Raw genomic sequence first — 12,827 nt, forward strand, 5'->3', positions numbered from 1 at the left:
AGTCATAAACATGATTGATAAAGTTGTTGATATTCTATGGCAGCCTGCTGCCAAGTAAAGCGAGTCTGCATGGCTCGGTGCTTCATGGCCGCGAAGTCTTGTGGGTATTCATAGTAATGTAGTAAGGCCCGCAAAATACAACTTAGTAATGCACTGCTGTCGGCTTGTTCAAAGACAAATCCAGTTGCCTGATCGGGGTGATTATGCAGGTCTATTACGGTGTCTTTCAAGCCTCCAACGGCGCGCACTATAGGTAAGGTGCCATAAGCTAAACTATACATTTGGTTTAACCCACAGGGCTCAAAAAGTGAAGGCATCAGAAAGAAATCGCTACCAGCCTCTAACAAGTGGGCGAGCTGATCACTAAAGGTTTCTATAAACACAAACTTGCCAGGGTGTATCGCAGCATGGCGATGTAACACTTCACAAATCGAAGGGTCACCCGTACCAATAATCAACAATTGCACATTGTGCTGCATTAAATCTTCAATAATCGGCAAAATATAGCCAAAGCCTTTTTGTTCAGTCAATCGACAGACCATGCCGATAAGTGGCACCTGACTATTTTGTTCGAATCCGGCACGCTCTTGCAGAGCGTTTTTACATATCGTCTTACCTTGGGGATTTTCTACGTCAAAATTTTGCGGAATTAGGGCATCTGTTGCCGGATCCCATTGAGAATAATCACAGCCATTTAAAATTCCAGAAACGTCTTGTTTACGGGCTTGGAATTCGTTGTACAACATGTGGCTGCCAAGAGTAGTAAGCAACTCGTTGGCATAATTTGGGCTGACGGTATTAATTTTATTAGCGTAGCGTAGCCCGATCCTTAAAAAGTTAACCGCATCGCCATCAAGTTGACTATGTAAAGCAGTATGAGGCTTTAAGTATGGAATTTCATCCAGTCGGTGCGTGCCTTGAAACGCGCCATTGTGAATAGTCAACACGCTCTTACTGCGATTAAAGAAGCCACTCTTATCAGTGCGCATGAAATAAGGTGTTAACGCCGTGTGCCAGTCATTGCAATGGACGATATCTGGTTGGAAATTCAAGGCTTTGCTGGCAGTTAATGCCGCATCAGCAAAAAATGCAAATCGCTCTGCATTATCAGGGTAGGCATGGTAGCCATCTGTGTAGAAACCACTGCGCTGAAAATATTCACCATGGTCTATGGCGAAAACCGCTACATCTTCAATCTGCAACTGACGAATATTGAAGTGGTATGGCTTATCAAAAGCATATAAAAGCTGTTCTGGCGCAGCAGTAGGAGCATCAAACTTGTCTGCTAAAGCTTTGTAGTATGGCATTACGATAATGACTTCATGACCGAGTTTTTTTAATTCCATTGGTAAGGCTTTCGCCACATCTGCTAAGCCTCCCGTTTTCGCCAAGCCTTCAACTTCAGAAACGACAAATAAGATTTTCAAATCTAATCACTCCAACTTTATTAGTTTAATGTGCCTAGGCAAATTTACGCTCAAATAGCAGGCTACACTTTCTCGCCTATTACTAACATATCTGAAGATGCAGCAATATTAATTGTTTAACACACTTTCGTTTATCTTGAGGTACTACCTGATCGGCTAGCCGTTCCGGTACACACTAAACTTGGTAGTTTGTGCAATGGTAATGACCTTGCCCAAAGCTTGTTTGATTAAGTCTGGATAAGGTAAAAATCGATTAGCAACTAAGGTTAACTTTGCTTTGGGCTTTAACACTTTCTTAATACTCGCTAAAAAGGCTTCAGTAATACTGTAGTCAGTCTTAACGCCACTATGAAAGGGGGGATTAGTAAATACATGGTCAAAAGTCTGCTGAATGTGTTGTAAACCATCCGACGGAGTAACCGTAGCGGTTAAGTTATTTCGTTGCAAACTAAGTTCAGTGCAATGCAAAGCGATAGCACTGACATCACTTAAGGTCATATTTACCGTTGGATTAAGCTTGCTAATAAAGCAACCAATCACACCATTGCCACAGGCAAAATCCAAAATATTACCTTCTACCTTAGAGGGAAGATTCTCTATTAATAAACGACTTCCGGCATCAAGGGCGCCTGAGTTGAACACCCCCGGAATAGCCGCCATCGAGCAGCTCACATCGTTGACATTGACGTCGTGGTATTGAATCCAATCTGCCAATTCAAATTTACCCTGTTCTTTTAGCTGAGCACAGTACAGGGCACAATGGCGAGCGGAATCAATTTTGTTCACTTGAATTGCGATTTTAGCACAGAGTTTTTCAGCAGTTTTGATACCTGATTTGTTCTCACCCACCACAAAAATATTACCACTTGGCTTGACACAGGCGGCGACATTAGCAATTAGCATCGAGGCTTGTTCTTTCGACTTTGGCATGTAGATTATTGCACCGTCGAAGGTGTCGTCAGTGGAGTAGCTAACTGAAAATAGATGTTTTTTTGGACTTAGCTGGCTAATACATTGCTGATAGACATCATAGTATTGATGAAAACCATATAAGTTTGCGTTGTCCAACTGTTCAAAGATAGCGGCTTCTGGAGGATTAACCAACAGCCATTTTCCATCCTCGAATTGCTCTTTATTGCGAATAACGACCTGACTTGTAGCTGATAACATTAATTAACTCGCTCAAACATTAAATCCCAAACCCCATGGCCTAAACGATGACCACGTTGTTCGAACTTGGTTAACGGTCGGTTGTCGGGGCGAGGAACGTAATCATTGGTTGCTGATTGATTGATAAACCCATCCGCCTGATTCATTACTTCAAGCATATGCTCGGCGTAATTTTCCCAGTCGGTTGCCATATGAAATACCCCGCCGATGGTTAATTTTGAACGCAGTTTCTGGACAAATTCCGGCTGCACAATACGTCTTTTATGGTGGCGCTTTTTGTGCCAAGGGTCTGGGAAAAATAACTGTAATCTGTCAATGCTTTGGTCGTCCAAACAATCTGCAAATACTTCAATTGCATCATGTTCATATATTCGCAAGTTGATAACACCTTTCTCAGCCGCTTCAGCAAGGCAGGTGCCGACGCCAGGGCGATGAACCTCAATGCCAATAAAGTTTTTGTCACTTTCATTAAGCGCCATTTCTACCAAGGACTTACCCATACCGAAACCGATTTCGATAACCACAGGGGCTTGGCGGCCGAATACCTCAGCGATATCCAACTTACCCTGTCGATGCTCCAAGCCCATTGTCGGCCAAAACTCTTCAATAGCCTTGGCTTGGCCTTTGGTTAGACGACCTTCACGCTTAACAAAGCTGCGAATTTTTTGTACATAGACTCCAGCGGCTTCTGCTTCTTGCTGGGTTTTAAACTGACTCATAGTAAATATGTCTCTTGCTGATACGAGGTATAAGTACGCCATAGGTTGCGTAATTTCTAGGCTGGGCATTATGCCCCTGTGTCAATTTATTGCAATGCTAAGGGGCGTTAAATCACTAATCTGTGCCTAGTTTAGTGCACAACCGAGTAGGGATAAAGAAAAGATAAGTTGGCGCTAACGTGTAGCAAGTAATTGCTTCCTCTATATAACGGATATCACTATTTGTTTATGCAGTACTTGTAAGGATTAAAAATGATGGGGGCCAATAGATTACAGATTTAAGGTTATTTGAATTCTAGGGTTTGGGGTCGGTTTCGAGCGAAAAGCACTGGTTCGTTGGTAACTGCCTACAGACTTAATGGCCGGCCACATTTTAGGTTAATTGAATCAGTTTATTTTACTCTGACCCTGAGGGATCCCCACGAATATTCAATCATTAAAATTGTCTGCTATCATAGTTCTGATATTTAATACAGCAGTTTCAAATTGCTCGCTGAGCAATTTGAAATGCTTATCTACGAAGCCTCTCAATCCTAAATAGTGAAACGATAATACTCGTCTAACCTTAACTGTGTTCGCTTGATAGCGACGGTGTAAACCAGCCGTGAACATTGCTAGACCTATAATGTTGGCCAGAATACTGGCAAGTGTAGCGATAAGGATGAGTACTGCAATGCGGTGTATATATCGGCTTTTATGGTGTTCAAAACCCAATCCAAATAAACTGCTTTTGATATCTCTAAACTCTTCTTCAATTTGCATACGCAGTCGATAAATAGCGACTATTTTTTTACCTAAACTTTTGGTGCGAGGAAGTGATGTGGCAATTAACCAAGGGTCTGTAGCACCTCTTGCATGGACCTTGGAACACTTAGATTGGCGGGCAATGTTATGTTGCGTTAAGCTATGTCGGCCTTTGCTTTTTCCTTTAAATAACACCAAGGTACATGCTAAAGGTTGGCTGCGGCAAATATGGCTAGTAAACCCTATAGGTTGACTGGTAGCTCGCTTATATAACTCAGAGGTATGCTCCCAGTCTTCTTTTTGATTAACATACATCATAGGCTTGCGGACTCTTCCTGCAAAGTCCCACCCCAGAGCAATGACCTCTTTAAACCAAGGGGTTTTATAGCCAGCATCTGTCACAATTATCGGTTTAGCATCGTCATCGATAATCGTCTTTAATTTTGCTAAAAACGCCTTGTGCGTGCACCGTTTTTCTTTCGTGCTCATATCATGAACTTCTTGATAAATAGCCACTCCTCGGCCATTAAAAGCTACCGAAGCCCTTAGCAAAAAACAGCCTTTATGCGTATCTAAGTCAGACCAGTCAATCAGAATAATAGGGCGTGATGAAGCATTCGTATATTGCGTATAGATGGCTTGATAGATAGGTAATTGTTCATTAATAATGTGTTTATTAGACAACAAGCGGTCCGCTTGTTTAATGCGATGTTTTTCATATGCTGAAGATGAAATACCGCGTCCCATGCTGGTAACACTGGCTTTAGCTCCATTTAGCAAACTGCTCACACAACTCGTGAATGACGCTCGTCTAACTTTATGCATTTTGGGCGTGACAGCTCTAAGGAACTTCTTCAAAATAACAACTTCATTCATGGTATTAGTCTTTAGTGATGTTTGGCGATTGATCTGATCACCAAGTACCGTGAATGTTCCAAATTATTTTAAATTACTTCTCTGTTTATTTCGTGGGGATACCTCAGACTCTGACCCTCTTTATTTTATACGAGGCACTGAGGTACGCTTCCGGCTTGCAATAAGTCCCAGCAAGCCCAAACTCAATAGCGCGAACGTACCTGGCGCGGGAATGCGATTTATGACCAGTTCTCCTCCGTAGTCATAAACTTCTGGACCTGTGTAGGTTAAACATGGCTGGTCGTTATAGCAAATATCGCTACTATTTATGAAGTAACGGGATTCGGCACCCATATCAAATGAGATAAATTCTCCCTTCAGGGTATCGAAGAGGACAGATAGCGTGCGTAATTGACTTATACCATTGATGACGTTGGTGTCCCTAGCTATGAATTCGTTGTCAGGGCTGAATAAAGTCATTTGTAGGAAATGAATGCCATTGGTGTAGGGAAATCTATCTGTCGAAGCTATAGCATAGGTGTCGTCAACCACAATAACGCCTGAAACCATGTAACCGAGCTGCATTCCTGTCCAGTCAAACCGATACGGTATCAAACTGGCCGAAGCAGGATTTGCTACCCCAAGTAAAACCATCAAGCATATTATTTTTCTCATACCACTTAGCCTCTGTTGTCCCTTTCACTTTTAAATGAAATATACAGCCAGCAGAATGCTAATTGTTGATATAGATCAAATTAACACTGCATGAATGCTTAAAGAAATTACGAATGTCCGCTTCGCTCGATTCACATAAAATAGAAATTCAGCAAAACATTACTGAACAGAAATAAAGACAAGAAATATTTGAAAAAATTAAAAAACGAGATTGTCATAATATGAAATAAAATCAATATTATAGCTCTGTTTAACATGGCAAAATCTATTTAATATATGGACCCAAGTTTACTAGTGCTGGTATGAAACTTTAGCAAAATCTAGAGTATCGGTGTCCCATGACAAATTATTCTTTCCAATGTGAGTGCAACTTTTTTAGGTTCAGACAGCAGCATCATGTGTGCGGTGTCGGACAAACAGGTGCAGCTGGCGTGCTTGATTGGTTGAGCCAGCTTTTCGATGGCTAGCGGGTCGGCAATTTTATCCTGCTCTGCACATATAAAGTGCACAGGGACGGCAATTTTTTGTAGCGCTTGGCTCAGATCTTTGCGCGGTGTGGTTGATTGTATATGCGCTTTGAGGACAGAGTTACCCAGATCCGCTTCCATGTCTAAAATGGGTTGCAGCAGTGCATTATTATTTAATTCATCTGCGGTTAAATACTGTCTTAATCGAGCAGTGTTCATGCCCACTGGTTTTTTACCCTCGATTGATTTAACCAACAACTGTCGCTGCTGCACTTCTTGCTGGCTTAACCCTGCTGGGTCATAGCCAATCAGAGTAAGTGATGCCACCCTGTCTATATTGTCCAGCGCAGCCAATGCAGCAACATAGCCACCCATAGAAAATCCAATCAAATGCACTTTTTCCTCAAACATATCGATGCGGTCTTGGGTCAGCGCCATCATATGCTCCATTGATTCTGCCCACTGCAAAGGCACATAACTGCGCTGCGATAGCGTGAGCTGTCGCCAAACTGGCATCCAGATTCGTTCATCGCATAAAGTGCCGGGTAAGAAAATTGTTGGCGCAGTTATTTCAGTCATTATTTTGGTCTATCCACTGATATTTTCTGTATGATCTCATCAAAAAGCCATGTTTAACATGAAAATTACTAAAAAGGTCACATGCAACAACTTTCAAGTGATAACTCTTTTAGCCGACAGGTGCTCAATTGGTTCCATCTTTACGGTCGAAAAGACCTACCCTGGCAGCAAAATAAAAGTCCATACAATGTATGGATATCTGAAATCATGCTTCAACAAACACAAGTTAAAACCGTGATCCCTTTTTATCAGCGATTCATGCTCCGCTTCCCCAGTGTATTGGATTTAGCCGATGCAAATATTGATGAAGTCCTACATCTATGGACGGGATTAGGTTATTACGCTCGGGCGCGTAATCTGCATAAGGCGGCTGTTGCTATTCGTGATCACCATGGCGGAGAATTTCCCCAATCCTTAGAGGAAGTCATCGCGTTGCCCGGAATAGGGCGCTCAACCGCTGGTGCGATTTTGTCTATCGCTTGTGGTCAATCGGTCAGTATTCTCGATGGTAATGTAAAGCGCGTGTTAGCCCGCTATTTTGCCATTCATGGATGGCCGGGCAGTAAACCGATTGAACAACAGCTGTGGCAGTTTGCGGATGACCTAACGCCTGACAAAGACGCAGGATTATATACTCAGGCGATGATGGACTTGGGCGCAACCTTATGCACCCGTTCTAAACCAAATTGTGATGCATGTCCGGTGCAGCAATCTTGTTTGGCTTTCGCCCAAGGGTCTCAAGTCGAATTGCCCACCAAAAAGCCTACTAAAAACATTCCGACTAAGTCTACTGTGATGCTATTACCCATGTGGCAAGATCAGGTATTAATTTATAAACGTCCGCCAAGCGGGATTTGGGGAGGACTGTATGGTTTTTATGAAACCGACAATCTTGAGCAAGTTGAAAAAATGGCAGTCTTATTAGGTTTAGAAGAGGTACAAATTCAGCAATTAACCGGTTTTCGTCATACCTTCAGTCATTTTCATTTGGATATACAACCGGTAGTGATGCACTTGCAAAATCCGCCTAAAGGACAGATAGGGGAATCGCAAACACTCTGGTATGACTTGAAGTCACCGGCTAATGTCGGATTGGCAGCGCCAACGGCGAAACTTTTTAGTACACTAAGTAAAACCTTATAATTAGACAAGTTGGAAAAATACATGAGCAGAACTGTTTTTTGTCAGAAAATGCAAAAAGACGCCGACGGATTAGATTTTCAATTATACCCAGGCGAGCTGGGAAAACGTATCTTTGATAATATTGGCAAAGAAGCTTGGGCCGAATGGCAAAAGAAACAAACCATGTTAATCAATGAAAACAAACTGAACATGATGCAACCAGAAGCCCGAAAGTTTTTGGAAGAGCAAATGGTCGGATATTTGTTTCAAGGCAAGGAGCCCGATATCGAAGGCTACGTGCCGCCGAGTAAATAGGTTTTCCTCTGAAAATTGCCAGTAAATGCTCGAAGTTTAACTTTTTTGCTGGCTTTTCGAACAAACAGACCGCAAACTATAAAAATATGCGAAAAATCGGTTGACTTGAAAGCCAAGAATCCGTTTAATACGCACCCACAGCGCGCTGAAGCAATTTAAAACGCTGTTGAAAGACTTAACAGTCAGTGCCTCGATAGCTCAGTTGGTAGAGCAGCGGATTGAAAATCCGCGTGTCCCTGGTTCGATCCCGGGTCGAGGCACCATTATTCCAAAGGCTCGCATTTTTGCGAGCCTTTCTCGTATGTGAGAAAGAAAAAAAGAGCCGAACCAAGGACACGCGCCGTGCCCTGCTGCTGCGCGGGCGTATCGATCCCGGGTCGAGGCACCATTATTCCAAAGGCTCGCATTTTTGCGAGCCTTTCTCGTATGTGAGAAAGAAAAAAAGAGCCGAACCAAGGACACGCGCCGTGCCCTGCTGCTGCGCGGGCGTATCGATCCCGGGTCGAGGCACCATTATTCCAAAGGCTCGCATTATTGCGAGCCTTTCTCGTATGTGAGAAAAAAAAAGAGCCGAACCAAGGACACGCGCCGTGCTCCCGCTGCTGCGCGGGCGTATCGATCTCGGGTCGAGGCACCATTATTCTGCGTATCCTTGGGGTATAAAATTCCAAGTCGTGTTTATCATTGATATGTTATATCCTAACTCTAGGTTACGCGCTGTATATGAAATAGTCTTATGATCTGAAAAGGTCTAAATGCCGTAGTGTTTTAAGCAGCAGTCCAAGTTGCAGTAGAAGTCGGAGAAGTCATGTCTCAAACTCAAAACAATCTTGCCGAAGGCTGGGGTAGTAAGCCAGTTACTTTTTCCCGGGATTGGATGGATTTATCATTGCTCCCTACAAATTTGACTGAAATTGAAAAGTTACTTCGACAAATGCCATCTAGCCGAGTGTTTGTCAGGATAACCTCACCTGATCTAGCCGACTCGAATATCCAACGCTTGGCCCTTGAGGAAGTACCAAATTTAGTCGAAGTACTTGAGAAAGGCGAAGGAACTATACATCTCCAAGCAATACAATTAGATGAATATTTAGATGTTTATGCTGCGTTCAAAACTGCATTTATAGAAAAAGTAGCCCAAGCAGTTCCGGAGTTTAACCATTCCAAATTGATCAGTAGTAGTGTTGGTCTTTTTATATCAACTCCCGGGGCAACAGCTCCTTTTCACGCCGACCCAGAACATAATTTTTTGCTCCAAGTTAGCGGAGACAAAACGATGCATAGCTTCCCTCCAAGGGATTTTGAAACATTCCCGACGGACGCACGAGAAGCATTAGCTGCAGAGAAAGTTTCAATCCTCAAAACTTATCAAGCAAAATTTGAAGACAGAGCCACTATTCTAAAGCTCTCTGAAGGCGATTTTATTTACCACCCCCCTATGTCACCCCACTGGGTTAAAACAGGGTCTGAAGGCTATGGATTGTCATATACAATCTCTTTGGTAACTGAAGATGTCGAGCAAACTTTGTTGCTACATAAGCTTAACCGTAAACTCAGAAAATTTGGTATCACGCCAAGTCAGCAGGGTAGCCATCCATTTATAGATAATATAAAAATCAAAAGTGCGGATTTTTCTCGTAAGATTAAACGTAAGTTTTTTTAAATTTAGCCAAAGGTCTTGGGTCTGAAAGTTACAACTTCAATCTGGGAGCTTAATGGTCCTGAATTCTGCAAAAAGAGGAGCCGCCACTTTGGCTGGAGTATAAGGCGAAATGGATTCGACGCAGTGTGAAGCGCTATACTGAATAGGATTAGCGATAATCTTTTCCATCGCCATCAGGTAATCCTGAGCTTTATAAGATTCTATTATTTCACCAGAAAAACCATTTGAGACCACTCGCGCTACCTCGCCGACACGGGCACTAATAACGGGTAATCCTGATGCGAGAGATTCTAAAACGCAAACTGGCATCCCTTCAAAATGGCTTGTGAGCAGTAACATATCGCTTGCCTGATAAAGTTGCTTTAAGGTTTCTCGATTTTGTGTACCTAAAAAGTGAACCTGGTTATTAATCTGCAAAGAATTGACCAGCTCCTGCAACGACTCTCGCAAGTTGCCATCACCAACTATTAATAAGCGTCCGTTTTTGTGCTTGTCCCGATAAGCCGCGAAGGATTTAACTAACAACTCTGGATTCTTTTGCGTTTGTAACCTGCCAACAAATAAAAACCATGGCTCATTTTCACCACCGACTACTGTATGCCTAGCTACAATATCGGCCTTCAAGTTTTGTTTGTTTTGTTCGCTGGGCAAAAATACGGTTGGATCCACCCAAGTGGGTAAAAAAGAAAATTTTATGGGTAGATGGGAATAATGTTCCTGATAATAGTTAACCGTAGTTTCACTAACGGAGAACACGCGCTTGTAATGGGACAGTATGGCTTTTTCGAAAGCTCTGTATAACTTAGGAATTTTACTCCAGATAACCTCGCTATCAGGTGAATAGATTTGTTTCATAATATCATTGTGGACCAATGCTACTTTGACCCCTTGTTTTCGCTTAAAAAACACCACAGGTTCGATTCTATGGAAAAACAGGATGCTATCCGACCAGTCCCGTTGCAACTTGCGAATACTCAATGCATACCTAAGTGACAAGGGTATTGTTTTGCGAATGTTTTGATCATCTTCATGTAAAACGGGAGTGAAGATGAATAAACGGCCGTCAATTTGTTGTTCTTGACGATGTAATATTGGCCGAGTATTTGGATCTGAGGTGATACCAACCCATTCAATTTCAAAGTCTTGTGGAGCGCACTTAATTAGACCCTTGATAAAACTGTTGATACCACCGACTTTTCCACCAAATGGATCACTAGGATAAAAAATAACAAGCTTATTCAACTACAACCTTCCTTTTATGTAGACATCATACTTGGGTGTGCATTTATAGACGTTACCCGTCCCTGACTTTAATGTATCATATGTACATAATTTGAGCGAAATAATGTAAAGCAACGGAAGGCATATCGAGGAATTTAATATGACTATCCAAACCCGTAAGGTTACAAAAAGTAAGATTCATCAATGCCTGTACCTAGCTTTAATGTGTTTTTTAATGCAACTGTCTGGCTGTGCCAAGGCCAGCAATAGTTTAGAAAGAAGTTTGATTGAAGCCGTCGCGCCTCAACAAAAAGTTAAAGACATTCTTAAATTTGAGATTAACTCGGTGGAAAATGTTCGAGTCATCGACGGTGATAATCCTCACATTGGTCTTTATCTGGCGAAAAACAATAGCAAACTCAATAATGGCGTACGTGCGGAGCTTTCTCTTGACTACCCTTTCGAAGAAGGCGAAACCGTTACTTATCATTGGAAAATGAAGATACCGGCAGATTTCAAAAGTGACGCGCCGAGAAACAGGTGGTGGTCTATGGCTCAATGGCATGATCAACCCAACCGGATAAAGAAAGAGACATGGAAGAACCACGCATCTTTATCACCGCCCGTTGCTTTATATTACGGTGTTTTTCGGGGCAAAGATGTATTGTCTGTGCATTACAAAGGACTAAAACCCTCACCCTACGATCTGATTGAATTGAAGAGAGATCAATGGACCACAATAGATATGCAGATAAAGTGGTCACAAAAAGGTGATGGCTGGTTGAAAGTCTTTGTAAATGGCTCGGCTGACCCAGTAGTTGTAAAAAAAGGCCCCAATATGCATAACGACTACCAGCATTATCTAAAGCTTGGCATGTATAGAGACCCTAGTATTGAAACTGAAAACTGGGTATTCATAGATGAGTTGATGATTAACCCGTAAACAAAGTATGTTGTAAAAAGGCGGCGAGTTTCTTCGGCTCGTCGCCAACTTGAAATTGCATTGGTGGACTATCCATTCTGGCTAATTCTAGATCACTGCGTAGGTCTTCAGTATTGTAGCAAGGGTAAACACCAGAAAGAGATTGGAAGCTGTGCAAGGTATCCATTTGATGATTGTTTCGGTGCTCTTTTTTAGCTGCGTCTCTTGGCACCATTATGACTTTTCGCCGATGCTTTAGGCATGTGATCAATGTGCCCATACCGGCATGAGAAATGACTATTTCAGCTAAGAGCACGTATTGTTCGAACTGACTTTCAGTTAACTTCCCAACAAACTGTACATTTTCAGGTAATGACTGGTCAAATGAATATGATCCTTGAATAACGAAGGATTCAGATGGATCTTCTTGTGCCATTCTAAGCACCGATACGACTAGCCTATCAAACTCTAGTTGCACGCCAAAGGTAGCAAAAATCACAATAGTCTCCCATGATATTGCACTTTTTGATTTGCTAGTTCTTCCCATTGAGTTAAGCAAATATTGCAAAAATAGCTAGCGAGTCTGCCGGACAAAGAAATTTTCTTAGTGTTGGCCATACTGTCTATCCAAATGGTGTTTTTGCCTGTTAGCTTAGCGATGAATAAGAATAGTAGGCCAGGTGCAGCGCCAGTTGAAACAACCCAACGAGGCCGCACATCACGCAATATTTTATATGATTGCCATGCAGAAATTGGCGCTTTATATATGTTGGTTCTACTGAAATCTGCAATGGTAAAATCAGCTTCACTATTGCCGTGAGTCGAAACCTTGATGACTGCATTGCCCAACAGTTCTTCTGCGAGCATTAACTGTACCCAGTGGCCACCTCGAGATGCAACTAAAATGGTTGAGCTTGTTGTTTTTGTTGCCACAGTAAGACCTTAAAA

13 protein-coding genes and 1 tRNA gene are annotated in these 12,827 nt (G+C 42.3%); 5 read left to right on the forward strand and 9 right to left on the reverse strand.

Annotated elements, in window-relative coordinates; translation table 11 throughout:
• Positions 1-2: 2 nt before the first annotated feature.
• The 6 genes from glgA to QR722_RS01465 form a co-directional block, all read right to left on the reverse strand.
• Complete coding sequence (glgA, locus tag QR722_RS01440; protein ID WP_286284986.1) at positions 3-1,427, reverse strand: glycogen synthase GlgA; 1,425 nt, start codon at positions 1,425-1,427, stop codon at positions 3-5.
• A 156-nt stretch (positions 1,428-1,583) separates the two neighbouring features.
• Complete coding sequence (locus QR722_RS01445; RefSeq protein WP_286284987.1) at positions 1,584-2,597, reverse strand: methyltransferase; 1,014 nt, start codon at positions 2,595-2,597, stop codon at positions 1,584-1,586.
• Positions 2,597-3,316: a tRNA (guanosine(46)-N7)-methyltransferase TrmB gene (gene trmB, locus QR722_RS01450; protein WP_286284988.1), complete on the reverse strand. Its 720-nt coding sequence runs from the start codon at positions 3,314-3,316 to the stop codon at positions 2,597-2,599. Before trmB ends, QR722_RS01445 begins: the two co-directional genes overlap by 1 nt.
• Before the next feature lie 429 nt (positions 3,317-3,745).
• The gene (locus QR722_RS01455) at positions 3,746-4,936 is read right to left on the reverse strand and encodes an IS4 family transposase (RefSeq protein WP_286284989.1); all 1,191 of its coding nucleotides are present in this window, start codon (positions 4,934-4,936) and stop codon (positions 3,746-3,748) included.
• A 120-nt stretch (positions 4,937-5,056) separates the two neighbouring features.
• Positions 5,057-5,590: a PEP-CTERM sorting domain-containing protein gene (locus tag QR722_RS01460; protein ID WP_286284990.1), complete on the reverse strand. Its 534-nt coding sequence runs from the start codon at positions 5,588-5,590 to the stop codon at positions 5,057-5,059.
• A gap of 320 nt (positions 5,591-5,910) precedes the next feature.
• On the reverse strand, positions 5,911-6,636 hold the full coding sequence (locus QR722_RS01465) for an alpha/beta fold hydrolase (RefSeq protein WP_286284991.1): 726 nt from the start codon (positions 6,634-6,636) through the stop codon (positions 5,911-5,913).
• A gap of 81 nt (positions 6,637-6,717) precedes the next feature.
• Between QR722_RS01465 and mutY the strand changes: the two genes are divergently transcribed.
• The 4 genes from mutY (at position 6,718) to QR722_RS01485 (ending at position 9,736) form a co-directional block, all read left to right on the forward strand.
• A complete protein-coding gene (gene mutY, locus QR722_RS01470; RefSeq protein WP_286284992.1) occupies positions 6,718-7,779 on the forward strand; it encodes an A/G-specific adenine glycosylase in 1,062 nt (353 codons plus the stop codon).
• A gap of 21 nt (positions 7,780-7,800) precedes the next feature.
• A complete protein-coding gene (locus QR722_RS01475; RefSeq protein WP_286284993.1) occupies positions 7,801-8,073 on the forward strand; it encodes an oxidative damage protection protein in 273 nt (90 codons plus the stop codon).
• Positions 8,074-8,260: 187 nt separating this feature from the next.
• A tRNA-Phe gene (locus QR722_RS01480) sits at positions 8,261-8,336 on the forward strand.
• Positions 8,337-8,881: 545 nt separating this feature from the next.
• Positions 8,882-9,736 (forward strand): cupin-like domain-containing protein, encoded by an 855-nt coding sequence (locus QR722_RS01485; RefSeq protein WP_286284994.1) that lies wholly within the window; start codon positions 8,882-8,884, stop codon positions 9,734-9,736.
• Between the two features lie 36 nt (positions 9,737-9,772).
• Here the strand turns inward: QR722_RS01485 and QR722_RS01490 are convergent, their stop codons facing one another.
• Positions 9,773-10,978, reverse strand: a complete 1,206-nt coding sequence (locus tag QR722_RS01490; RefSeq protein ID WP_286284995.1) for a glycosyltransferase family 4 protein — start codon at positions 10,976-10,978, stop codon at positions 9,773-9,775.
• Between the two features lie 139 nt (positions 10,979-11,117).
• On the opposite strand from QR722_RS01490, the gene QR722_RS01495 reads away from it, so the two are divergent.
• Positions 11,118-11,900, forward strand: a complete 783-nt coding sequence (locus QR722_RS01495) for a polysaccharide lyase family 20 protein (RefSeq protein ID WP_286284996.1) — start codon at positions 11,118-11,120, stop codon at positions 11,898-11,900.
• On the opposite strand, the gene QR722_RS01500 is transcribed toward QR722_RS01495, so the two are convergent.
• Positions 11,890-12,378 (reverse strand): glycosyltransferase, encoded by a 489-nt coding sequence (locus QR722_RS01500; RefSeq protein WP_286284997.1) that lies wholly within the window; start codon positions 12,376-12,378, stop codon positions 11,890-11,892. The two genes, QR722_RS01495 and QR722_RS01500, sit on opposite strands and share 11 nt — an antisense overlap.
• Positions 12,375-12,812: a glycosyltransferase family protein gene (locus QR722_RS01505; protein WP_286284998.1), complete on the reverse strand. Its 438-nt coding sequence runs from the start codon at positions 12,810-12,812 to the stop codon at positions 12,375-12,377. Before QR722_RS01505 ends, QR722_RS01500 begins: the two co-directional genes overlap by 4 nt.
• Positions 12,813-12,827: the final 15 nt, after the last annotated feature.

Source organism: Aliiglaciecola sp. LCG003 (genome assembly GCF_030316135.1).
Taxonomy (GTDB): domain Bacteria; phylum Pseudomonadota; class Gammaproteobacteria; order Enterobacterales; family Alteromonadaceae; genus Aliiglaciecola.

What these genes read in the sequence shown, in the direction of transcription:
- QR722_RS01445 (WP_286284987.1), bottom strand. Translation starts at nt 2,597, where the DNA reads ATGTTATCAGCTACAAGTCAGGTCGTTATTCGCAATAAAGAGCAATTC.
- trmB (WP_286284988.1), bottom strand. Translation starts at nt 3,316, where the DNA reads ATGAGTCAGTTTAAAACCCAGCAAGAAGCAGAAGCCGCTGGAGTCTAT.
- QR722_RS01455 (WP_286284989.1), bottom strand. Translation starts at nt 4,936, where the DNA reads ATGAATGAAGTTGTTATTTTGAAGAAGTTCCTTAGAGCTGTCACGCCC.
- QR722_RS01460 (WP_286284990.1), bottom strand. Translation starts at nt 5,590, where the DNA reads ATGAGAAAAATAATATGCTTGATGGTTTTACTTGGGGTAGCAAATCCT.
- QR722_RS01465 (WP_286284991.1), bottom strand. Translation starts at nt 6,636, where the DNA reads ATGACTGAAATAACTGCGCCAACAATTTTCTTACCCGGCACTTTATGC.
- mutY (WP_286284992.1), top strand. Translation starts at nt 6,718, where the DNA reads ATGCAACAACTTTCAAGTGATAACTCTTTTAGCCGACAGGTGCTCAAT.
- QR722_RS01475 (WP_286284993.1), top strand. Translation starts at nt 7,801, where the DNA reads ATGAGCAGAACTGTTTTTTGTCAGAAAATGCAAAAAGACGCCGACGGA.
- QR722_RS01485 (WP_286284994.1), top strand. Translation starts at nt 8,882, where the DNA reads ATGTCTCAAACTCAAAACAATCTTGCCGAAGGCTGGGGTAGTAAGCCA.
- QR722_RS01495 (WP_286284996.1), top strand. Translation starts at nt 11,118, where the DNA reads ATGACTATCCAAACCCGTAAGGTTACAAAAAGTAAGATTCATCAATGC.